The organism is Bacillus sp. FSL K6-6540 (assembly GCF_038007545.1).
Genome location: NZ_JBBOXH010000001.1, coordinates 6,386,257 through 6,408,649, shown reverse-complemented (window position 1 = coordinate 6,408,649; position 22,393 = coordinate 6,386,257). Strand labels below are relative to the sequence as shown.

Below are 22,393 nucleotides of genomic sequence, written 5' to 3'. Positions count from 1 at the left end.
GAAGATTACCCGTGAAGTCATGGTTAAACTGGCTAACCGACCGCGTGGCGACAAGACAAGGGATGTGGGTTACCCTGATCATTTGGTTTGCTGCCGCAATGCTGCTGGGTGCCCTTGCTCCAGGCGCCAAAGAATACGAGGTCACTCGAATAGACTCGCTTCCTAAAGACATGCCGTCTGTAATTGCCAAAGATAAACTTGGTGAATATTTCCCGGACGAAGACAGCATGCCGGCCGTATTCGTCTTTCAATCTAAACAAGGAGAGATTGATCAAGCAGAAATCCAAAAGATGATGGAAGGGATCGAGCATAACCATCAAGAGGCCATACAAGAGTCTGTTCCGCTGGATAAACTGCCGCCGCAGGCATGGGAAAGCCTTTACTCGAAGGATAGGAAGACAGTAGCTATCCCTATGCAGTTTGTCTCTTCTTTGGAATCCAAGGAGCTTAGGGATATCCTTAACCAGATCAAGGATGAGGTTGAGCACAGCTCGGGGCTGGCTGTGTACGTTACGGGACCTGCCGGAATCTCGGCTGATTCGCTGGATCTGTTCTCAAGAGCGGATGTGGTTCTCCTTCTTTCAACGGTGGGACTGGTGCTGGTCCTCCTGATCGTGATTTACCGCTCGCCCTTGCTGGCCTTCATTCCGCTGCTGGCCGTCGCTTTTGTTTATGAAGTGGTCAACCAATCGCTTGGGCTATTGGGGAAAGCGGGGCTTCTCCTAAACAATCAATCTTTGTCCATTATGATGATACTGTTGTTCGCGGCCGTCATCGATTATTCGCTGTTTGTGTTTTCCCGGTTCAGGGAGGAACTGAAACGGTGCGACAACAAATATGAAGCGATGAAGTCAGCGATGAGAGAAGCCGGCATGCCCGTATTTTTCTCGGGCGGTACCGTGCTGGCTGCCATGCTGATCCTCTTTTTCGCGAACTACGGAGAATATCGGAATTTCGCTCCGATTTTCGGGACGGCTATGGTTGTTATCATGCTGGCGTCCGTGACACTGATTCCTGCGTTGTTTACCTTGTTCGGAAGAAGATCATTCTGGCCAAAAATTCCGAAAGTTGGCGATCCGACAGTAGCGCAAAGCTCCGCCTGGGGTAGTATCGGTCGCTTGGTAGTCAAGAGACCTTTACAATCCGTTATTCTTGTGGGCATCATTTTACTATTATCGATTAGCAATCTATTCAATTTGAACTACTCCTTTGACAACATCAAATCCTTTCCAGAGGACATGTCATCGAGAGTAGGCTATGAGGCGTTGGAGAGTGGGTTCGATAAAGGCGATTTAGCTCCTACCACGGTATTGTTCGAATCTGCAGGTCCAATGAAAGAGGACGACATCCGGGAACTGATGGCTATTCTGGAGGGGCAACCGCTTGTCGCAAACATTCGGATGAACGGAATGACGGATTCTGGTGACGCTGTGCGGTACAGCCTTACGTTCGACGAGAGTCCTTACGATACCCGCTCGATGGATGCGTTGAGCGATATTCGTGACCGCGCGGAGGAGTTGGTTAAGCAAAGCGGGATGGAGGGCAAGCTGTACTTTGCCGGGGAAACGGCATCCCAAGTGGATGATCGCTTGGTCAATAACCGGGATCTGGTGGTCATTGTGATCCTTGAGACGATCATGATTCTGATTCTCCTTATCGTGATGACCCAATCGGTCCGTATCCCCCTTTACATGGTCGGGACGATTCTGGTGTCCTTTCTGGCAGCACTTGGTCTAGGGATGTTTCTTACGCAGATGCTGTTCGGTATCGACTCCATCAGCAACCGGGTTCCGATCTATTCCTTTGTATTCCTGGTCGCACTAGGCATCGATTATAACATCATTCTGATCTCCAGATTTCTGGAAGAGCGCAGGAAATACCCGCTTGCCAAAGCGGTAGAAATTTCGGTTGCGAGCACAGGCGGAGTCATTTCATCCGCCGGTATTATTCTTGCTGCTACCTTTGCGGTTTTAATGACGCAGCCGGTCGAGGTGCTGTTCGTATTCGGATTTATCGTGGCGGTGGGCATTCTTATGGATACGTTTATCATTCGCGGCTTTTTGCTGCCAGCATTGCTCGTTCTCCTTGAAAAAAAGAAACCCATCGATCAAGAGGAGCGGCATCCCGCAAAATCAACCGATGTTTAATGGTTCTGTCCATAAGCACGCTGACATTCATGGAATTAATGCGGCTATCGAAATCCGCAGCATAACGATGTATAATGGACCCAATTCGATTACGACATAATAAAAGTGGGTTGGATCATGGATCAGGATAAACAGCGCCTCAGCATTGAGGCGGCAAGATTGTACTATATGTCGGATTACAGCCAGCAGGATATCGCCACGAGACTCGGCGTTTCCCGCCCTACGGTCTCCAGGCTTCTTCAGCACGCCAAGGAGCAGGGGTATGTGCAGATCAGCATCGTGGACCCTCTCGAGGACCTGGGCGCTTTGGCCGAAAGGGTGAAGAAGGCTTACGGTTTGGAACACGTGCTGGTGAGTTATTCTCCCGTCAACGAATACCGCGAAATCCAGAAGCATATCAGCAAAAAGGCAGCCGATTACCTGCAGGAAACGGTCCAGGATGCGGATATCATCGGCGTTACCTGGGGAACGACCATGCATGCCGTGGCGCTTCAGCTGCAGCAGAAGCCCGTTCGGGGCGTCGAGGTCGTGCAGTTGAAGGGCGGCGTCAGCCATTCGCATGTGAACACGTATGCCGCCGAGATCGTCAATCTGTTCGCCGAGGCTTACCACACGATGGCGAGATATTTGCCGCTGCCGGTCATCTTCGACACCACGGAGCTGAAGGAAATGGTGGAGAGGGACCGGCATATCCAGCGGATCATCCAATTAGGCAAACAAGCCAATATCGCCATGTTTACGGTAGGTACCGTTCATGAAGACGCGCTGCTGTTCCGGCTCGGTTATCTGAGCAAGGAAGAACAGAAGCTGCTCCAGCGGATCGGCGCGGGAGATATTTGCTCCCGGTTTTTCGATGCGGAGGGCAGGGTGTGCAGCGAGGATATCAACAATCGTACGGTGGGCATCGATTTGGACGATTTGCGCCACAAGGAGAAATCGATTCTCGTGGCAGGCGGGCAGCGCAAGGTGGAGGCCATCCGAGCTGCGCTGATCGGCAAGTATGCAAACATCCTGGTAACGGACCAGTTTACGGCGCAAGCCTTGCTTCCATGAAATGTCCAACATATTGTGCAGTTTTACGGCACCTCGTTCCGGAAGGTCGAAGCGGCAATCAGCTTCCTCTGTCTGGACGGGGTGTTTTTTTGCGTATTGGAAATCGGCTTCCCCAAGCCGCATGGGAGGCCGATTCTCTGTTTATGTTTACGCTGACAGGGTATAGAGCATAGTAAACGGTCTGAATTGTTAGATTATTCCTGAATGATGAATAGTCCTTCAGCGAACAATGATAAATATCATTGCCATAAATCGGAATGAACATATTTTCAATATGTGTTTTACATATGTTCAAGGCTGTGATATGATGGTCCCGTCTAAAGGATTGAGCGTTATGATAGCGCTTTTACAAGATTGCATAAAAACAATATAAGGAGTGTTTTAACCAGATGAATATAGCAGGAATGATCGACCACACGCTGTTGAAGGCGGATGCAACCCAGGCCGAGATCACGAAAATTACGGATGAGGCCAAAAAGTACGGATTTGCTTCGGTTTGCGTGAACCCGACTTGGGTAACCTACTGTGCTGAGCAGCTTGCGGGCACGAGCGTCAAAGTATGCACCGTTATCGGCTTCCCGCTGGGAGCTAACACGACGGCCGTAAAAGCTTTTGAAGCGAAGGATGCCATCGCTAACGGGGCTACGGAGGTTGATATGGTCATCAACATCGGGGCGCTGAAAGACCGGAACGATGAGCTGGTGCAGCAAGATATTCAGGCTGTCGTGGATGCAGCCAAGGGCAAAGCCCTGGTCAAGGTCATCATTGAGACAAGCCTTCTGACAGAAGAAGAAAAGGTGCGTGCGTGCCAGCTGTCCGTGAAAGCCGGAGCCGATTTTGTCAAAACCTCCACAGGATTCTCCACGGGCGGAGCTACTCCGGAGGATGTCGCCTTGATGCGCAAGACGGTCGGTGAGAACACGGGCGTTAAGGCTTCCGGCGGCGTGCGCAGCAAGGAAGACATGGATCGCATGATTGAAGCGGGCGCAACGCGTATCGGAGCCAGCTCCGGCGTGAAAATTATGGAGGGCGGCCAATCCAGCTCTTCCTACTAAATCGTTTATTGGAGTATAAGGTTTTCAATGATTCGGTAGCCATGCCATCTATCAAAAAAATTCACCTATGGGGGAACATCGACGATGAAATTTCTAATCGCCATACTAGGTTTGCTGGTCGTATTCGGTCTTGCGTTCCTTATCAGCAATGATAAACGCAACATTCGTTATCGCCCGCTGGCCGTCATGATTGTGCTGCAGCTGATCCTTGGATTCGTTCTGCTGAACACAAGCATCGGCGAGTATCTTGTTAAAGGGATAGCCAGCACGTTTGAAGCGCTGCTTGGCTATGCCGGAGCCGGAATCGAGTTTGTATTTGGCGGCATTGCCAATGAAGGTGCAGGTCCGTTCTTCTTGAATGTCCTGCTGCCAATCGTGTTTATTTCCGCGTTGATTGGTATACTTCAATATATTAAGGTACTGCCGTTTATCGTAAGATATATCGGCCTCGTCTTGAGTAAAGTCAACGGCATGGGTAAGCTGGAGTCTTACAATGCGGTAGCTTCCGCGATCCTGGGGCAATCCGAGGTGTTTATCTCGGTCAAAAAACAGATCGCCTTAATTCCGAAGCACCGCATGTATACGCTCTGCGCTTCCGCGATGTCCACGGTATCGATGTCGATCGTCGGCGCATACATGACCATGATCGAGCCGCGGTATGTGGTGACCGCGCTTGTATTGAACCTGTTTGGCGGATTTATCATTGCTTCCATCGTCAATCCCTACAAGGTGGAGAAGGAAGAGGATATTCTGGAGGTGCAGGAGGAAGAGAAGCAATCCTTCTTCGAAATGCTGGGCGAATACATCATGGATGGTTTCAAGGTCGCGATTACCGTTGCGGCGATGCTCCTCGGCTTCGTTGCTTTGATCGCAATGATCAACGGCATTTTTGATATGATTTTCGGAATCACCTTCCAGGAGCTGTTAGGTTACATCTTTGCTCCATTCGCTTTTGTGATGGGCGTGCCTTGGAAAGAGGCGGTGGATGCAGGCAGCATCATGGCTACCAAGCTGGTATCGAATGAGTTCGTCGCGATGCTTGATCTGGCCAACTTCACGAATATGTCCGAACGAACCGTAGGTATCGTATCGGTATTCCTGGTGTCCTTCGCCAACTTCTCCTCGATCGGCATCATTGCCGGCGCGGTCAAAGGCCTGAACGAGAAGCAGGGGAACGTGGTTGCCCGCTTCGGCCTAAAGCTGCTGTACGGGGCGACGCTGGTGAGCGTGCTGTCGGCTACGATTACTGGACTGTTCCTGTAAGCCTGGCTGGAAACGAGCTACTACAAGCGAGCCTTATGGATAGTTTGATTTAAAAACTCATATATGAGGGGGAGCAATGAATATGGAACGTTTTGACCGAATTCACTTGATCGTATTGGACTCCGTTGGCATCGGGGAAGCACCGGATGCAGCTGACTTCGACGATATTGGCTCCGACACGCTGGGGCATATCGCCCGCGAATGCGGCGGGCTGAACATGCCGAACATGGCAGCGCTCGGGCTGTCCAACATCCGGGAGATCGAGGGCGTCCCTGCAACGGATCAACCTCGGGCTTACTATACGAAAATGCAGGAAGCTTCGAATGGCAAAGACACCATGACAGGCCATTGGGAAATCATGGGCTTGTATATCGATACGCCATTTCGCGTATTCCCGGACGGGTTCCCGGACGAGCTGATTCAGCGCATCGAAGAGAAAACCGGACGGAAGGTCATCGGCAACAAGCCGGCCAGCGGAACGGAGATTATCGAAGAGCTTGGCGAAGAGCATGTAAAAACTGGGGCCTTGATCATCTATACCTCTGCCGATTCCGTGCTTCAAATCGCTGCTCATGAAGATGTGGTTCCTCTCAAGGAGCTGTACGAAATCTGCGAGTTCTGCCGCGAAATTACGCTGGAAGATCCTTATATGCTCGGCCGGATCATTGCCCGTCCTTTTATTGGCGAGGCAGGGAGCTTCAAGCGTACGGCGAATCGGCATGACTATGCCTTGAAGCCTTTCGGACGTACGACGATGAACGAGATGAAAGATGCTGGTCTTGACGTCATCGCCCTCGGGAAAATCTCCGATATTTATGATGGCGAAGGCATTACGAAGGCTGTCAGAACCGTATCGAATATGGACGGCATGGATAAAATGGTGCAAACCCTGGGTGAATCCTTCAAGGGTCTGAGCTTCCTTAACCTCGTGGATTTCGATGCCGTGTACGGACACCGTCGCGATCCGAAAGGATACGGCCAAGCGTTGGAGGATTACGATCGGCGCCTCCCCGAGGTGTTCGAAAGAATGACGGAGAACGATCTCCTGATCATCACGGCAGACCACGGGAATGATCCTACTTACAAGGGCACGGACCATACGCGAGAATACGTGCCGCTGCTTGTATATTCCCCTCGCTTTGCGGAAGGCAAGGAACTGCCGCTTCGCAAGACCTTTGCCGACATCGGCGCCACGGTTGCCGACAACTTCGGCGTGAAGCTGCCGGAGCACGGAACCAGCTTTTTGAATGACTTGAAATAATCGAACAAGTGGAGGAATGGGACATGAGTACACATATTGGAGCGAAACCGGGAGATATCGCGGAGTCGATTCTTCTGCCAGGCGACCCGCTGCGGGCTAAATTCATTGCCGAGACGTATTTGGAGGACGTGACCTGCTACAACGAAGTGCGGGGGATGCTTGGATTTACGGGAACCTATAAAGGAAAACGCATTTCCGTTCAGGGATCGGGCATGGGCGTGCCTTCCATCGGGATCTATGTCAATGAACTCATTCGGGAATATGGCGTCAAAAACCTGTTCCGCGTCGGAACCTGCGGCGCGATGCAGGAGCACGTCCGGGTGCGCGACGTCATTCTGGCCCAGGCGGCTTGCTCGGATTCAGGCATGAACCGTCACCACTTTAACGGTTATGATTTCTCCCCGATTGCCAGCTTCCCGCTGCTGCTCGGCGCGTATGAGCGAGGCAAGGAGAAGGGGCTACAGATGCATGTCGGTAACGTGTTCACGTCCGATGTATTCTACCGTGAAGACAAGTCGGTGGTTGAGAAGCTGATGCAGCACGGCGTGCTGGGCGTGGAGATGGAGACAACGGCCCTCTACACGATTGCCGCACGATTCGGCGTAAATGCCCTGACGATCCTGACCGTAAGCGACCACTTGCTGACAGGGGAAGAGACTTCTTCCGAGGAGCGCCAAACGACGTTTAACGAGATGGTGGAAGTCGCGCTGGATACGGCGATTTCATTGTAAGGAAACTGCCCTGAGCGCAGAAGGCGGAATTGTTTTGGAGAAGCGACCCCGTCACCTTTGCCCGTGGATTCCAATAATCAAGGAATCTGGGGGCAGCGGCGATCGGAAGAACAGTCCGTATTTGTAGTGATTCCCGTGGAAGGAATACAATCATCGCAAACAGTGAGGAGAATGTACGATGAGAATGGTTGATTTAATTGCGAAGAAACGCGACGGCAAGGAACTGACAACAGAAGAGATCAATTTCTTTATCGACGGATATACCAAGGGAGATATTCCCGACTATCAGGTGAGCGCCATGAACATGGCGATTTATTTCCAGGACATGTCCGACCGGGAGCGGGCGGACTTGACGATGGCGATGGTAAACTCCGGCGAAACGATTGATCTGTCCGCAATTGAGGGAATCAAGGTCGATAAGCATTCCACCGGGGGCGTAGGCGACACGACGACGCTGGTGCTGGCTCCGCTCGTAGCGGCTCTGGATATTCCGGTAGCGAAGATGTCAGGACGCGGCCTCGGCCATACCGGAGGAACGATCGACAAGCTGGAATCCATCGAAGGCTTCCATGTGGAGATCAGCAAAGACGAATTTGTGAACCTTGTGAATCAACATAAAATCGCCGTCATCGGCCAAACCGGGAACCTCACGCCGGCGGACAAAAAACTGTACGCGCTCCGGGATGTGACGGCCACCGTCAATTCCATTCCGCTGATTGCAAGCTCGATCATGAGCAAGAAGATTGCCGCCGGCTCGGATGCGATTGTGCTGGACGTTAAAACCGGCGCAGGCGCGTTCATGAAAACGGTGGAGGATGCCAAGGAACTGGCACACGCCATGGTCAGCATCGGCAACAACGTCGGCCGAAAAACGATGGCGGTCATTTCCGATATGAGCCAACCGCTTGGGGCCGCGATCGGCAACTCGCTGGAAGTGCAGGAAGCGATCGATGCGCTTCGCGGCGAGGGTCCGAAGGATCTGGAAGAGCTGTGCCTGGCGCTGGGCAGACAGATGGTTTACCTCGCTCAGAAGGCAGATTCGCTTGAAGATGCCGAAGAAAAGCTCAGAGAGGTTATCCGCAACGGCAAGGCACTGGAGAAGTTCAAGGAATTCATCCAGAACCAGGGCGGAGATCCGTCCGTGGTGGATCATCCGGACCGTCTGCCGAAGGCACAGTATCTCATTGAGCTTCCCGCACAGCAGGACGGCGTTGTCTCCGAGTTGGTAGCGGATGAGATCGGTACGGCGGCGATGCTGCTCGGGGCCGGCCGCGTGACGAAGGAATCCGAAATTGATTTGGCGGTAGGCCTGATGCTGAACAAGAAGGTCGGCGATACCGTGAAGAAGGGCGATTCCCTTGTCACGATCCATGCCAACCGCGAGAACGTGGACGACGTGAAGCAGAAGCTGTATGAAAGCATTCGAATCGCTGATCATGCGGATGCGCCTGTATTGATCTATGACATCGTGACGGAATAAGGTGAATGCCGATCCGAAGCGAGCCATAACCTGACGCTGTTTGGCATGAGTGCCTCGCACGCTGTTTGGATTGAGTGCCTCGTACTTCGTGCGCTGCCTCTTCCCCCGTGCCTGCGCGATATGCAAACCTGCCCTCGAAAGTTATCTGAACGGGGCAGGTTTTTTGGCGGTCATCGTCATAAACGGGGGATGAACCCTCATAGGATGGTAATGGGGAAAACGTAAGGCATTTAACGGGAGAGGGAGATGCGTAGTCCGGCAAGAGCCATCCTGCCATTCAAGGAGGCTTTTGGCCATGACCATCGATCAGTTGATTGCTTTGCTGGCACTTATCGTTATGATCATTGGGCTTGCGGTGAAGAAGGAGTCTTAACCGATGAGTCCGAAAAGGGCTGCTGCTAAGTAGAAATTCTACGGATGCGGCGGTCTTTTTCTTTTTGATAGGTTGATAGGATTCGCTATAAGTCATATACTTAGATTGCAATGTTCTCCATTATTCATCATTCATTGGGAGGAAACCATGCTCTATTTTGCAGCGTTTGTCATATCCATGGTGCTGGTGTTGGTATTGATTCCGCCATTTCGCAAACTTGCGATCAAGATTGATTTTGTGGACAAGCCAAGGCCGGACAGCGAGCGGAAAATACACCGCGAGCCGATACCGCTGACGGCGGGAGTCGCCATATTCATCGGATTTTTCATCACTTATTTTGCGCTTACAGGTACCATCTCAAGGGAAGTGGTAGGTATCTTTATCGGTAGCGCGTTGATTCTTGGGATCGGCCTCGTGGACGATTGGTATAAGTCCCAGGGCAAGGAGCTGGCTTCGCTGCCGAAGCTCATTGTACAGGTCAGCGCAGCCGTCGTTGTATACAGCTACGGCATCGCGTTCGAAGGATTCAACAATCCGTTTACGGGTCACTATATTAACTTGCCGGAATGGCTGCAGCTGATCTTAACGATTCTGTGGATCTTCGGCGTTACGACGGTTATTAACTTCTCGGACGGCATCGATGGTCTGGCAGGAGGGCTATCCGCCATATCCGGAGGTACGCTGTTTGTTGTCGCGATTACGATGGGCCGAGGCGAATCCGCCTTGCTCGCCGTCATACTCGTAGGAGCCGCGCTGGGATATTTAAGGTACAACAAGCCGCCGGCCAGAGTGTTCATGGGGGATGCCGGCGCTACCTTCCTCGGGTTCATCCTTGGGATCATTGCTCTGGACGGCGCGTTTAAGGGTGCAACCCTGGCGTCCTTGTTCGTTCCCATCTTTGCGCTGGGCGTGCCGATCTTCGATAATATCATCGTGGTCATCCGCAGAATGCTTCAATCCAAGCCGATCTATCAGGCCGATGCTTCCCAGGCCCATTATCGTTTGCTGGCTACAGGGCTCAACCAGAAGCAGACGCTGGTATTCCTGTGCCTGCTGAACCTGTGCTTCGGACTGGCTGCGATCATACTCGCCATGAACGGCGGTGCTTGAGGCGTATAAGCCTGGCATAAGCTTTCTTCAGTACGTAATTGAAGTCTCGTCTCCAGATCGATGTTGGTGGCGGGACTTTTTTTTAGAGATAAGAAAGTATAAACTTCAGAGGCTTACCATCCTTATCTCGCAAGAAAAACTCCCGCTAAATGCGGTCTGTCTTCTGAGAAAGTACGTCGATAGACGTTTTTTTTATTACAATGGTAGAAGGATACGAACAGGAGGTCAGCGGGATGAATGACATGACAGGAAAGATCGTCATCGTAACAGGAGCCAACTCCGGCATGGGCCTGGCAACGACGTCGGAGCTGGCAAAAGGCGGAGCGCATGTGATTATGGCATGCCGTAGTCAAGCCAGGGGCGAAGCGGCTCTTCGGCAGGCGCAGCAGGAGAGCGGCAGCTCGAACATCGAGCTGATGTCGCTGGATTTGGGGTCTTTTGACAGCATTAGGGCATTTGCTTCCGAATATAAGGCCAAATACGAGCAGCTTGACGTTCTGGTGAATAACGCCGGCGTGGTCTCCATTCAGCGGGAACTGACGAAGGACGGATTCGAAGCGATGATCGGAGTCAACCATCTGGGGCATTTTTTGCTAACGAACGAGTTGCTGGAGCCCCTTCAGCGTGCCAGGCAGGGGAGGGTCGTAAACGTTTCCTCCGGAGCGCACAAGGTGGGCAGCATCCACTTCGATGATCCGAATCTTGGGAAGGGATTCAATGTGGCCAAGGGTTACGCGCAGTCCAAACTGGCTAACATCTTATTCACCAAAGAGCTGGCACGCAGGCTGCAGCCGACAAGGATAACGGTTAATGCGCTTCATCCCGGCGCCGTTAGCACCAGCATCGGCGTAAACCGGGATACAGGCTTCGGCAAAGCCGTCCACAAGCTGCTTCGTCCGTTCTTCTTAACCCCGCTCGAAGGAGCCCGGACAGCGATTTATTTGGCATCAAGCCCTGAAGTGGAGCATGTAACAGGGGAATATTACGTCAAATGCAAACCGGCCAAAACGACCGAGAAGGCAAGGGATCCGAAGCTGGCTGCGCGCCTGTGGGAATGGAGCGAACAACAGGTCGGCTGGGCATCGGGCAAGGAGTGATGAATCCACGGTTTTTTACAAGAAGTCCAGGTTTTACGAGGGGCTGAAGCCGAACGATCCGATGGGGCAGATCGGGCATCCATGAACGATGAAGCCCGTCGGCCCATCAATAAGATGACGTCTGTCCAAACATAAGGGTCCAAGGCTGGCAAACAAATAAACGGGATATCCTCCAGATCGACCGGACCTGGGATATCCCGTTTAACATTTCACGACGGGTGCCATAGTTCGTACATAAACACACGTTATGTTATTTCGTTGTTTTCATATCGATTGCGCTGCGCACAAACCCGCTGGTACCGTCAAGAAGCTTGGAGGCTTCCGCTGCACTGACGTTGGCAAGCAGCATTACGATCGCGGTTTTGACATGGGCGCCGGCTTCATGGTAGGCCTTCTCCACGGCCTCCTCCGATGCTCCCGTTGCCAGGGTGATGATGCGCTTGGCGCGATGGACCAGCTTATTGTTCGACGGGTTGAGGTCAACCATCAGGTTTTTGTACACCTTGCCGATCCGAATCATGGCGGTTGTCGTCAGCATGTTCAGAATCAGCTTCTGAGAGGTGCCGGCCTTCATGCGCGTGGAGCCCATGATGACCTCGGGACCCACGACGGCCTCGATCACGAATTCGGCATACTGATGCATCGGCGATTCGTAATTGTTGCACAGACCGATAACAACGGCCCCTCTTTCCTTGGCGCGTCTCATGGCGCCAAGGACATACGGCGTGCGTCCGCTTGCAGCGATGCCAAGAACGACGTCCTTCTCGTTGATACCGTTTTCATTGATATCCTGCTCGCCAAGCTCTTCGCTATCCTCAGCGCCTTCGATGGCCTCTTTGACGGCCTTGAAGCCGCCGGCAATCAACCCCTGCACCATGGACGGGTCCGTTCCATAGGTAGGCGGGCACTCGGATGCGTCCAGAATCCCGATGCGACCGCTGGTCCCCGCACCGATGTAAAACAATCTGCCGCCCTTCTGGAAAGCTTCGACGACGTGATCGGCTGCCCTGGCTATCAGAGGAATGAGTTCGCGAATCGCATCGGTGATCAGGCTATCCTCATTGTTGATGAGGATCATGATTTGTTCCGAGCTCAACTGATCAATGTTCTGGGTATTTTCATGAGGCTGTTCGGTTGTCAATTGACTTAGAATATTCGTCATGAGACAGGTCTCCTTTTTTGCCTTGGAATATGGACGGGCACTGATGTGTGGAAGCTACAGCAAGTCAGAGACGCCGTCAGTAAATAGCTTGCAGGCCAACAGGGCCCCGCCCTGCGCGGGCGTTCGCTCACGGTTTCCTTCAGGGAAACGGAGCAGGGGGTAACGTGTAAGCATAAGGCTGGTGTACGTCTCCCGGAACCATCGTGAATGCTTGAAAATCGAGCCGATTCCCACAAGCTCGCTCTCGGCGAATTCGGCGTTCTGTCGAATGAGCGCGCAAGTGGTATCGGCCAGCTCTTCGGCCTGCTGCCTGATAATGCGTAGTGCCGTTTCATCGCCGGCGTCGGCTGCCTCGATGCAGCAGCGGGCGAAGGAGGCGATATCCTGTTTCGTTATAGCGGGCTGGTAAATGTAAGATTTGAGGTCGGTAATATGCCGGATCGGGTAGGCTGCAACGATCAGGCTGCTCATGAGGGTGGTGGGCGTTATGCCTTCATGGCTCTTGATCACGGATTTCAGAGTCTGAAGTCCGATCTGATAACCGCTGCCTTCATCTCCGAGAAGATGTCCCCAACCACCGACGCGGTGGATGTCTCCCGATTGGGTGATGCCGTAGGTATTGGAGCCTGTTCCTGAGATTGCGAGTATTCCATGCTGACGCCCCAGTACCGCCATCAATGAAATTTCGGCTTCCGAACGCATGTAAATACGCAACGAGAGCTGCCGCTGCCGGAAGTAGGAACGCAGGTGAGATTGTACGCGTTGCCGCTCCTCAACCGAACTTATACCTGACATACCAAGACATATTGATGTTAATAAAAACGACTTATTAAAAAGGGGGGACAGGAGCTCATCCAACACGGTTCGGAGTTCCTCCATCGCTTTATCGAATGTTACAATGTAAGGATTGGTGGAACCTCCGGTAAAACGGGACAACACTGCTCCAGCGCTATTGATAGCGGTTGCTTCGGTCTTCGTGCCGCCGCCATCGACACCGATAAAAATTTCCATATTGAACCACTTCGCTTTCTATATCCAGTATAGGAGAAAAACCAGGTGTTGTAAAATAAAATTTTAAATAATGAATTATGTATTGAAATATAATTTCATACAATTTATAATAAACTCAATCCACTGATAGTGAAAGCGATACCAGTCATGCTTTCATTCAAGATGTGTAAAGTAATATTACATAGTAGTGACCATCAGAGGATGATTTGAAAAGGGGGGCAAGAAATGAACGGCGGATTGGTTCGATTGCGCGAGGTGTATGATTCATTAAATCCGTCCGAGCGCAAGGTTGCAGCCTTCATTTTGCAGGAGCCGGCAGAGATGATACAAATGTCGGTGGCGGATCTTGCTGTCCGAAGCGGCTCCAGTCAGGCAGCCATTGTGCGCCTGTGCAAAACGATGGGATTCAAAGGCTATCAGGATCTGAAGCTGAAGGTAGCCGGAGACTTGCAGGAGCCATTAGCCACCGGATATCAGGATATCCGGCCCAATGACAGTATTTCTGCAATTATACAGAACGTCTCGAACAATAACATTCAATCGATTCGGGATACGATGAAGATTATGGAGGAAGGGATGGTGGAAGAGGCCGTTCTGGCCCTCGATCAGTCGAAGCGCATTTTCATGTTTGGGGTAGGGGCTTCCAATCTGATCGGGATGGATGCCCAACAGAAATTTTTGCGGATCAATAAGGTATGCATATCTTTTCCGGACCCTCATGTTCAGCTCACCTCGGCGGTGCTGCTGACTCCGGATGATGCGGCCGTATGCATTTCCTATTCCGGTGAAACGGACGAGGTGATCCGCGCAGCAGCCATTGCCAAGGAGAAGGGATGCAAGACGATTGGCATTACCAAGTATGGCGATTCTACCTTGAGCCGATCGGTCGACATCCCTTTGTACACCTCCTCGACGGAGAACGAGATTCGCAGTGGCGCGATGTCCTCTCGTATTACGCAGCTTAATCTTATCGATATTTTATATCTTGGCGTCGCCAGCCGGAATTACGAGAATTCAGTGAAATACCTGGATGAAAGCCGGCGAGCGATCAAGCGGTTGTAGTTCATAGCGAAACCACAAATATATAAATGATAAGGGGAGTAGTACATGAAGAAAAAAGGTTGGCTTACATTGTTGGCTTCTTTGATGCTCGTGTTTACCGCGGCCTGCGGCGGTTCCGGCGGAGCGAAGGCACCGGAAGGCGGAAGCGGGACGGCTTCGGAAGGAAACGGCGAAGCTGCGCCGAAGCAGGACACGGTCGTTGTCTGGACTTATCCGGTACATGGTAAATACGAAGATGAATTGAAAGAGCATGTGGCGGATTTGAAGGAGAAATATCCGCATATTACCGTACAAACCGAAGTGCTCTCCTGGGCGGAAGGCCCGAAGAAGTTCGACGTCGCCTTGAATGCCGGCAACCCGCCTGACCTATACTTCCACGCGGTGGATGGAGCTTATGTGGATACGGGCCTGGCACTGGAACTGACCCCTTATATTACGGATGAAATCAAGAACGACTACCTGCCGGGAACGCTTGAGCTGGGCCAAATCCAGGGCAAGCAGTATGGTCTCCCGCTGTACCAATCCCTCTGGGCTTGGGGCGGCAACAAGAAGATTCTCGAAGAAGCAGGCATCGACTGGAAGGCTATTCAAGAGAACGGCTGGACTTGGACCGAGTTCAAGGCTGCTGCCGAGAAGCTGACCAAGAAACTTCCGAACGGCAATACGCAGTATGCGCTGGTGACGGACGGTACTTCCCTGGACTTCATGGAAATGCTGACGCGCAGCAACGGCATGCCTGACGTTCTGAACGACAAAGGCGAATTCCAATGGAATGACGAGCGGATCCTGGATACGATGACGTTCGTGTCCGATCTTATGAAAGCCGGACATCTGCCTGCCGAGACTGCCGCGATTACGCCGGCGAAACGGATGGACCTGTTCTATGCCGAGGAAGCCGCGATCGTGTCCAAGGCGATCCCTTACTATGACGTGATGCTGCAGAACCGCGCGAAGGATATTGACAGCGGTACGGTCCAAGGCGCGAAAATCGACTTCGTCCTGCTGCCGGTTCCGCATAATGACGGGGCTGAGCGCAAGACCTCCATGTTTGGCGAAGGCTACGTAGCATTCAAACAGAAGAAGGATAAAGGCGAAGAGCATGCAAAGAACACGTTCCTGATCATGGAAGGACTGAGCGGCGCGAAAGCCGGTAATTCCGCGAATGAACTGGTGCTGCCTTTCGTTCGTAAATCCCAAGCGGAGTTTTATGAAGGCAAAGGGCTCGGTACGGAATCTACTATTAAAGCAGCGGAAATTTTCGCGAACTTCAAGGAAATTCCGGTGACTTTGAATCTCGATGCGGATGCTTCAGGCAACCAGAAGAAATTCAAGGAGCAAGTGGTGAAGCCGAACATTCAAGCGCTGTTCTCGGGCGAGAAGACGCCGGAGCAGATCGCACAAGACTTCAAGGACAAAGGCAAACAAATTTTAGGACAGTAATTGAAGTTATAAGGGGGTGTCCCGTTGTCCTTAGCAGGAACGATCGGGGCACTCCCTTTTTAAACCAATTGCTCCAGGCTCAATAAGGCTTCATGAAAATACTTCACCTGTGCGCAAAGGAGGAAATCAAATGCAGACTGCCCCGGCGCAAGCCCGGCCATCACGTCCCCCCATGAAGGGGTACATACGAGAATATGGATGGGCGTATTTATTCATTCTGGCTCCCGTACTGTTGTTTTTGATATTCACGCTCTACCCTGTCGCCTCCGCTTTTCTGATGAGTTTTCAGGAATACAGCGTGATGGGCTCCGAATGGATTGGAGCAGACAACTACACACGGATGGTACAGGATGAAGTGTTCTGGAAATCCATGAGGAATACGGTCATCTTCACGATCGGTACCGTTCCGGTCAACATTGTCATTACGTATGCATTATCCTTTTTTATTTTTCAGATGAAAAATAAATGGCAGACCTTCTTCAAGGCTACGATGTATTTGCCGGCCGTTGCCTCCGGGGTCACCATTTCGGTGGTATGGCTCGCGATCTACGATCCGACCCAAGCCGGGCTGCTGAACCGTTTCATCGGTTTGTTCGGATTCGATCCGGTCATATGGCTCGGCAAATCGAACACGGCGCTCTTTTCGCTCATTCTGATGAACTGGCTCGGTTCGCATGGCGCGGGCATTATTCTCTATTTGGCCGCCATGGGCGGGATTCCGAAATCGCTCTATGAAGCCGCGGACATCGACCATGCCAGCGGTTGGTCCAAATTCTGGCGCATTACGTGGCCGCTGATGAAACCAACCACCCTGTACCTGCTGGTGACGGGCGTCATTACGTCTTTCCAGGTGTTTATCTCGGTGTACCTGATGACGCAGGGCGGACCGAACTTCGCGACGACAACCATCGCCTATCTGATTTACAGCACGGCGTTCAATTTCTATGAATTCGGACTTGCGGCGGCGCAATCTTTTGTCCTGGCTGCCTTGATTATTGTCATTTCCATCATTCAATTCAAATACTTCTCGTCCGACGTGGAGTACTAAGGCCTATTTTTGAAGCTAAGGGGGTGCACCTATGAAATCAAGATCAAAAGTGATCATGCTGATTGTGGCCTCGGTCATCCTGGTGGTATGGAGCGTTCTGACGATCATTCCGATGTACTGGATGCTGATCGGCTCTGTACAGGACACCAAGTCAGCGGCATCGTTTATCCCGAAAATGATACCGGAGGTATTCTCCGTAGCCCCGTACGAGCGTTTTTTTGGCAAAACCGACGTCATGAGGTGGCTCTTTAACTCCTTATTGATCTCATCCATCCTAACGGTGACCAACGTATTCCTGGCTTCGCTCGCAGGGTATGCTTTTGCGAAGCTGAAGTTTCCGGGGAACAAAGCGGTATTCTGGATTTTGCTCAGCACGATGATGATCCCGGCGCAGGTGACGCTGATTCCGCTTTACATTTTGATGATCGACGTATTTGATCTCGGGAATACATACACGGCGATTCTTCTTCCCGGAATCGTAAGCGTGGGCAACATTTTCTTGATGAAGCAGTACATGTCATCGCTGCCTACCTCTTTGATACATGCGGCGCGCATCGACGCTTGCGGCGAATTCGGCATCTTCTGGAAGGTCATTCTTCCGATGGCGAAGCCGGGTCTTGCCGTGCTTGCGATATTCACGTTCGTTGCATCATGGAATGATTTCTTCTGGCCCTTCCTCGTGACCAACTCGACGGAAATGAGGACGATTCAGGTCGGTCTTGCTTCCTTTGTCTATGCGGACACGACCGATTTCGGCGCACTTATGGCTGGAGCAACCGTCGCGGCACTGCCGATGATGATCCTGTTCTTCTCGCTTCAGCGCTATTTCCTGCAAGGCATCACCATTGGAGCCGTTAAAGGCTAGAAGGAGGCAAAGTTATGGCACGCGTAGAATTCCGAAATATACGAAAAGAATTTGTAGACGACAACAAAGGGACGTTTACCGCTGTAGCGGGGTCGGACTTTGTGATCAATGATAAAGAGTTCGTGGTATTCGTCGGTCCGTCCGGCTGCGGCAAAACCACCTCGCTGCGCATGATTGCGGGGCTTGAACGTCAAACGTCCGGCGACATCATCATCGGCGACCGGGTGGTCAACAATCTGCATCCGAAAGACCGCGACATCGCCATGGTGTTCCAGGATTATGCGCTGTATCCGCATATGACGATCCGCGAGAACCTCTCCTTCGGTTTGAAGAACCTGAAGAAGCCCAAGGCTTACATCGAGCAAAAGGTATCGCAGGCAGCCTCCATACTCGGCCTGGAGTCGATGATCGACCGGAAGCCGCGCGAGCTGTCCGGCGGACAGCGTCAGCGTGTTGCGGTAGGGCGGGCGATCGTGCGCGACCCGCAGGTGTTCCTGTTTGACGAGCCGCTGTCGAACCTGGATGCGAAACTTCGCGTGCAAATGCGGGTAGAGCTGTCCGAGCTGCACAAGCGCCTGGAAGCTACCATCGTATACGTCACGCATGATCAGGTTGAAGCGATGACCCTCGGTGAGCGTATCGTTGTAATGAATAACGGCATTATCCAGCAGATCGCCTCACCGACCGAGCTGTATGCGAATCCGCAGAATATGTTCGTAGCCGGCTTTATCGGATCCCCGCCAATGAACTTCATCGACGTGCAGAAGGAAGGAAATGTTCTCCGGATGGAAGGCGGGACATTCACCATTCCGGATTCGATGGCAGGTGCCCTAAGCAAATACGACAACAGGCATCTGATTCTGGGGATTCGCCCCGAGCATATTACCGGCGAGGATATGCCAGGCACAACCAATCTGGATTACAAATATTCCACCAAGGTTCAGGTCGTTGAACATCTCGGCTCGGAGAATCTGGTGTACTTCCGCGTAGGCAACCGGACCGTGACCGCGAAGGTTCATCCGGAAACGACGGGTTATCCGGGCATGGACAAAACCTTCATTTTCAATTTCGATAAAGTGCATTTCTTCGATCCTGAGACGGAGCAGCGTATCGATTGGTAAACAACGACGAAGAGGAGAGGAAAGCTATGCGCAAGCTGAATGATGTGTTAAAGAAGACCGGGGTTGAGATTTACCGTGAGATTACGGCGGTGGCCTTGTACAGCATGATTACCTCACTGGTGCTCGTGACGGTGGTCATGTTCGTTCCGCTGTGGGCAGCGCTGGTGCTGCTGCCGGTTCTGTATATGCCGCTCTTCTATGGTGTTTGTTATGCCTATCACCGCAAGACGGAGCGGGGCAGGTCCAGACTGAAGGACGTGTTTCAAGGTGCGCTGAAAGGGCTTGGCCCCGCCGTCGTGATGGGTTTCTTCTTCGTCGTGATGACATTGATCCTATGGTCCACCTGGTGGTATTACGGGGGAAAAGAAGGGATCGGCTATCTTGCGATCGGCGTGTTCCAAACCTATTTTGTCATCATGGCGCTCATCTCCCAATTCTACACCTTTCAGCTTGTCCTTCAGGAAGGGATGGGGATCTTCAAGGCCATGGCGCACAGCGTCAAGCTGTTCTTGAAGTTTCCGGCCTATACGCTGGGCGCGTGCTTCCAAGCCTTCTGCGTCGCCATTCCGCTGCTCGTCACGGTTGTTGGCTTTGGATTCTTATTTAACGGCATGTGGGCCATATACCAGCATAAGGTTACGTATAATGTACTGAATCCGGAAGAGGCCAAGCCGGCGGAAGACGGTGTGGTAGCCTCCGAAGCGAGAGGTGTGAGCATATGATAAAAGTCAATGTGCGAAGCGGCATTGATGTGCTGCCGGGTATCAAGCACGAGAAAATCACGGGTCGTCGCCTTGGCGTCATTACGAATCCGACGGGGCTCACGTCGGATTTTCGTTCATCTATCGAGGTGGTTGCAGGCTTGCCAGAGTCGGGACTGACGGCTTTGTTCGCCTGTGAGCACGGGCTGCGCGGCCAGCTGCAGGCAGGCAAGCACGTGGATGACGAAGTGGATCCGGTATTCGGCGTGCCGGTGTACAGTCTGTACGGTTCGCGGCGCAAGCCGGATGCTGACATGCTGAAGAACGTGGACACGGTCATCTTCGACATTCAAGATCTTGGCGTGCGCTTTTATACGTATATGACGACGCTGCTGTATGTTATGGAGGCATGCGCCGAACATGGCAAGAGCCTGCTTGTCCTGGATCGACCGAATCCGCTGGGCGGCGAGCGCTGCGAAGGAGGTTTCCTTAAGCCGGGATATGAATCCATGGTGGGCGGATGGCACATTCCGATTAACACCGGGATGACCATCGGCGAATTCGCGCGCATGGCCAATGACATGCGGGGAACCGGCTGCGATCTGGATGTCATTGGGCTGGAAGGCTGGACGCGCGGCATGGAATATACCGACACGGGCTTGCCGTGGGTGCTGCCTTCGCCGAACATTCCCACGATGGATACGGTGCGGCTGTACAGCGGGACCTGTTTCTTCGAAGGGACCAATCTTTCGGAAGGTCGGGGGACGACCCGGCCGTTTGAATGGATCGGCGCTCCATGGGTCAACGGGGAGGAGCTGGCCCAGGCGTTCAACGCATACGGACTGCCCGGCGTCCATGCCCATTCCATGTATATGACCCCTACCTTCTCGAAGCATCAGGGCGAAGGCTGCGGCGGGGTCATGCTGTTTGTGACCCATCCGGCAGAAGTAGAGGCTGTGCGCACAGGGCTTGTGCTGCTGCATCTTGTCAGCCGGATGTACCCGGATCAGTTCCAGTGGCTTAGCCCGCCGGAAGGACGAAGCCGGTACTTCATTGATTTGCTGACGGGAAGCGAGGATGTCCGCCGGCACATCCACGAAGAAGCCGGACTCCAGCGTCTGGTTGCGGAGTGGGGCAAGGACGCGGAGCAGTGGAGAACGATGCGGGCTCCGTATCTGCTGTACGGGGAGGCGTAAAATATGATGTTCTCGCCATGGAAGGAGGGCAGGCCGGCCATTGTGGTCGGCCTGATGTCCGGTACTTCGCTGGACGGCATTGATGCGGCCATCGTCCGCATACAGGGAAGCGGCTTCGAGGCATCGGTTGAGCTGCTGCATTACTATAGCAAGCCTTACGAACCGGAGCTCCGTCAGCGGCTGCGCGATTTGTGCAGTGAGGAGAATTCGAACAGCGCTGCTGTCTGCAGCATGAATGCATACTTGGGGTATCAGTTCGGAGCCGCAGTCCTGGAAGCGGTTGCCGATGCCGGCATGCGCATAGATGAAGTGGATTTGGTAAGCTCCCATGGACAAACGATTTGGCATCAGCCCGTACCGGAGCAAGGGGATCCGTATTCCGTCGCTTCGACTTTGCAGATCGGCGATATTTCCGTTATCGCCAAGCGCACCGGCAAACTTACGGTAGGAGACTTCCGGCCTGCGGATATGGCGGTTGGGGGCCAAGGGGCGCCGTTTGCGCCTTACGGAGACTTGATCCTGTTTCGGCATCCGGAGCGGGGGAGGCTGTTGCAGAACATCGGCGGGATCGGCAATTGTACGGCGCTGCCCGCAGGGGCGGATCCTTCGGATGTGCTGGCCTTTGATACCGGACCCGGCAATATGATCATGGATGCGGTGGCCCATATGCTGACCGAAGGGCGATTATCCTATGATGAGGGCGGCACATGGGCTGCTCGGGGGAACCCGGATCAGGTCTTATTAAGGGAGATGATGGCGCATCCCTATTTTCAAGCAGAGCCGCCGAAATCAACGGGCAGGGAGCTGTTCGGTCACAACTATGCGGTTTCTTTTCTGGAGCAAGCCAGGCTCAGGCGCCTCTCGGATGAGGACGTGATGGCCACCGCCACGGCGTTTACGGCGCATTCCATTGCCGATAGCTACGCGAACTATGTGTTTCCTCACCACAGAATGGATGAGGTGATCGTAACCGGTGGAGGGGCCCATAACAAGACGCTGCTCTCGATGTTAGGGGAGCTGCTGCCGGAGCAGAAGGTCATGACCTCCAAGGCGCTGGGCTTCGATGACGATGCCAAGGAAGCCGTGATTTTTGCGCTGCTGGGCAATGATTTCATGCTCGGCGTTCCTAACCATTTGCCAGTGGCAACCGGTGCGCGCAAGCCGACCGTTATGGGGAAGCTGGCACTGCCATAAACCATTCATTAAAGGCAGCAAAC

The 22,393-nt window shown here is 52.8% G+C and carries 19 protein-coding genes; 17 read left to right on the top strand and 2 right to left on the bottom strand.

What is annotated here, in order from left to right:
- Nucleotides 1-11 precede the first annotated feature (11 nt).
- The 9 genes from MHH82_RS28865 to MHH82_RS28825 all read left to right on the top strand — a co-directional run bounded on the left by MHH82_RS28865 (nucleotide 12) and on the right by MHH82_RS28825 (nucleotide 11,570).
- A complete protein-coding gene (locus MHH82_RS28865) occupies nucleotides 12-2,147 on the top strand; it encodes an MMPL family transporter (protein WP_340969020.1) in 2,136 nt (711 codons plus the stop codon).
- Between the two features lie 117 nt (nucleotides 2,148-2,264).
- Nucleotides 2,265-3,200, top strand: a complete 936-nt coding sequence (locus MHH82_RS28860; RefSeq protein ID WP_192570513.1) for a sugar-binding transcriptional regulator — start codon at nucleotides 2,265-2,267, stop codon at nucleotides 3,198-3,200.
- Between the two features lie 389 nt (nucleotides 3,201-3,589).
- Nucleotides 3,590-4,255, top strand: coding sequence for a deoxyribose-phosphate aldolase (gene deoC, locus MHH82_RS28855; protein ID WP_340969018.1), 666 nt, complete (start codon nucleotides 3,590-3,592; stop codon nucleotides 4,253-4,255).
- An 84-nt stretch (nucleotides 4,256-4,339) separates the two neighbouring features.
- A complete protein-coding gene (locus MHH82_RS28850) occupies nucleotides 4,340-5,518 on the top strand; it encodes a NupC/NupG family nucleoside CNT transporter (protein WP_340969015.1) in 1,179 nt (392 codons plus the stop codon).
- A gap of 82 nt (nucleotides 5,519-5,600) precedes the next feature.
- Nucleotides 5,601-6,779 carry a phosphopentomutase gene (gene deoB, locus MHH82_RS28845; protein WP_015737559.1) on the top strand — a complete coding sequence of 393 codons (1,179 nt, stop codon included), beginning with the start codon at nucleotides 5,601-5,603 and terminating at the stop codon, nucleotides 6,777-6,779.
- Between the two features lie 23 nt (nucleotides 6,780-6,802).
- A complete protein-coding gene (gene deoD, locus MHH82_RS28840; RefSeq protein WP_340969013.1) occupies nucleotides 6,803-7,510 on the top strand; it encodes a purine-nucleoside phosphorylase in 708 nt (235 codons plus the stop codon).
- Between the two features lie 178 nt (nucleotides 7,511-7,688).
- Nucleotides 7,689-8,990 (top strand): pyrimidine-nucleoside phosphorylase, encoded by a 1,302-nt coding sequence (locus MHH82_RS28835; protein WP_340969011.1) that lies wholly within the window; start codon nucleotides 7,689-7,691, stop codon nucleotides 8,988-8,990.
- Between the two features lie 520 nt (nucleotides 8,991-9,510).
- Nucleotides 9,511-10,473, top strand: coding sequence for an MraY family glycosyltransferase (locus MHH82_RS28830; protein WP_036663778.1), 963 nt, complete (start codon nucleotides 9,511-9,513; stop codon nucleotides 10,471-10,473).
- A 233-nt stretch (nucleotides 10,474-10,706) separates the two neighbouring features.
- Nucleotides 10,707-11,570 carry an SDR family oxidoreductase gene (locus MHH82_RS28825; protein WP_251501902.1) on the top strand — a complete coding sequence of 288 codons (864 nt, stop codon included), beginning with the start codon at nucleotides 10,707-10,709 and terminating at the stop codon, nucleotides 11,568-11,570.
- 250 nt (nucleotides 11,571-11,820) lie between these two features.
- On the opposite strand, the gene murQ is transcribed toward MHH82_RS28825, so the two are convergent.
- Both murQ and MHH82_RS28815 read right to left on the bottom strand, forming a co-directional pair.
- The gene (murQ, locus tag MHH82_RS28820; protein WP_015737554.1) at nucleotides 11,821-12,732 is read right to left on the bottom strand and encodes an N-acetylmuramic acid 6-phosphate etherase; all 912 of its coding nucleotides are present in this window, start codon (nucleotides 12,730-12,732) and stop codon (nucleotides 11,821-11,823) included.
- A gap of 54 nt (nucleotides 12,733-12,786) precedes the next feature.
- Nucleotides 12,787-13,743, bottom strand: coding sequence for a BadF/BadG/BcrA/BcrD ATPase family protein (locus MHH82_RS28815; protein ID WP_340969008.1), 957 nt, complete (start codon nucleotides 13,741-13,743; stop codon nucleotides 12,787-12,789).
- Nucleotides 13,744-13,968: 225 nt separating this feature from the next.
- Between MHH82_RS28815 and MHH82_RS28810 the strand changes: the two genes are divergently transcribed.
- The 8 genes from MHH82_RS28810 (at nucleotide 13,969) to MHH82_RS28775 (ending at nucleotide 22,370) form a co-directional block, all read left to right on the top strand.
- Nucleotides 13,969-14,805, top strand: coding sequence for a MurR/RpiR family transcriptional regulator (locus MHH82_RS28810; RefSeq protein ID WP_009590115.1), 837 nt, complete (start codon nucleotides 13,969-13,971; stop codon nucleotides 14,803-14,805).
- 45 nt (nucleotides 14,806-14,850) lie between these two features.
- A complete protein-coding gene (locus MHH82_RS28805) occupies nucleotides 14,851-16,245 on the top strand; it encodes an ABC transporter substrate-binding protein (protein ID WP_009590111.1) in 1,395 nt (464 codons plus the stop codon).
- Between the two features lie 130 nt (nucleotides 16,246-16,375).
- Nucleotides 16,376-17,293: a carbohydrate ABC transporter permease gene (locus tag MHH82_RS28800; RefSeq protein WP_009590108.1), complete on the top strand. Its 918-nt coding sequence runs from the start codon at nucleotides 16,376-16,378 to the stop codon at nucleotides 17,291-17,293.
- 31 nt (nucleotides 17,294-17,324) lie between these two features.
- Nucleotides 17,325-18,158: a carbohydrate ABC transporter permease gene (locus MHH82_RS28795; RefSeq protein ID WP_009590118.1), complete on the top strand. Its 834-nt coding sequence runs from the start codon at nucleotides 17,325-17,327 to the stop codon at nucleotides 18,156-18,158.
- 14 nt (nucleotides 18,159-18,172) lie between these two features.
- Nucleotides 18,173-19,279, top strand: a complete 1,107-nt coding sequence (locus MHH82_RS28790) for an ABC transporter ATP-binding protein (RefSeq protein WP_015737552.1) — start codon at nucleotides 18,173-18,175, stop codon at nucleotides 19,277-19,279.
- A 26-nt stretch (nucleotides 19,280-19,305) separates the two neighbouring features.
- Nucleotides 19,306-20,001 carry a hypothetical protein gene (locus MHH82_RS28785; protein ID WP_015737551.1) on the top strand — a complete coding sequence of 232 codons (696 nt, stop codon included), beginning with the start codon at nucleotides 19,306-19,308 and terminating at the stop codon, nucleotides 19,999-20,001.
- Nucleotides 19,998-21,176, top strand: a complete 1,179-nt coding sequence (locus tag MHH82_RS28780) for a DUF1343 domain-containing protein (RefSeq protein WP_340969005.1) — start codon at nucleotides 19,998-20,000, stop codon at nucleotides 21,174-21,176. Before MHH82_RS28785 ends, MHH82_RS28780 begins: the two co-directional genes overlap by 4 nt.
- A 3-nt stretch (nucleotides 21,177-21,179) precedes the next feature.
- Nucleotides 21,180-22,370, top strand: a complete 1,191-nt coding sequence (locus tag MHH82_RS28775; RefSeq protein ID WP_340969004.1) for an anhydro-N-acetylmuramic acid kinase — start codon at nucleotides 21,180-21,182, stop codon at nucleotides 22,368-22,370.
- The last annotated feature ends 23 nt before the right edge of the window (nucleotides 22,371-22,393 follow it).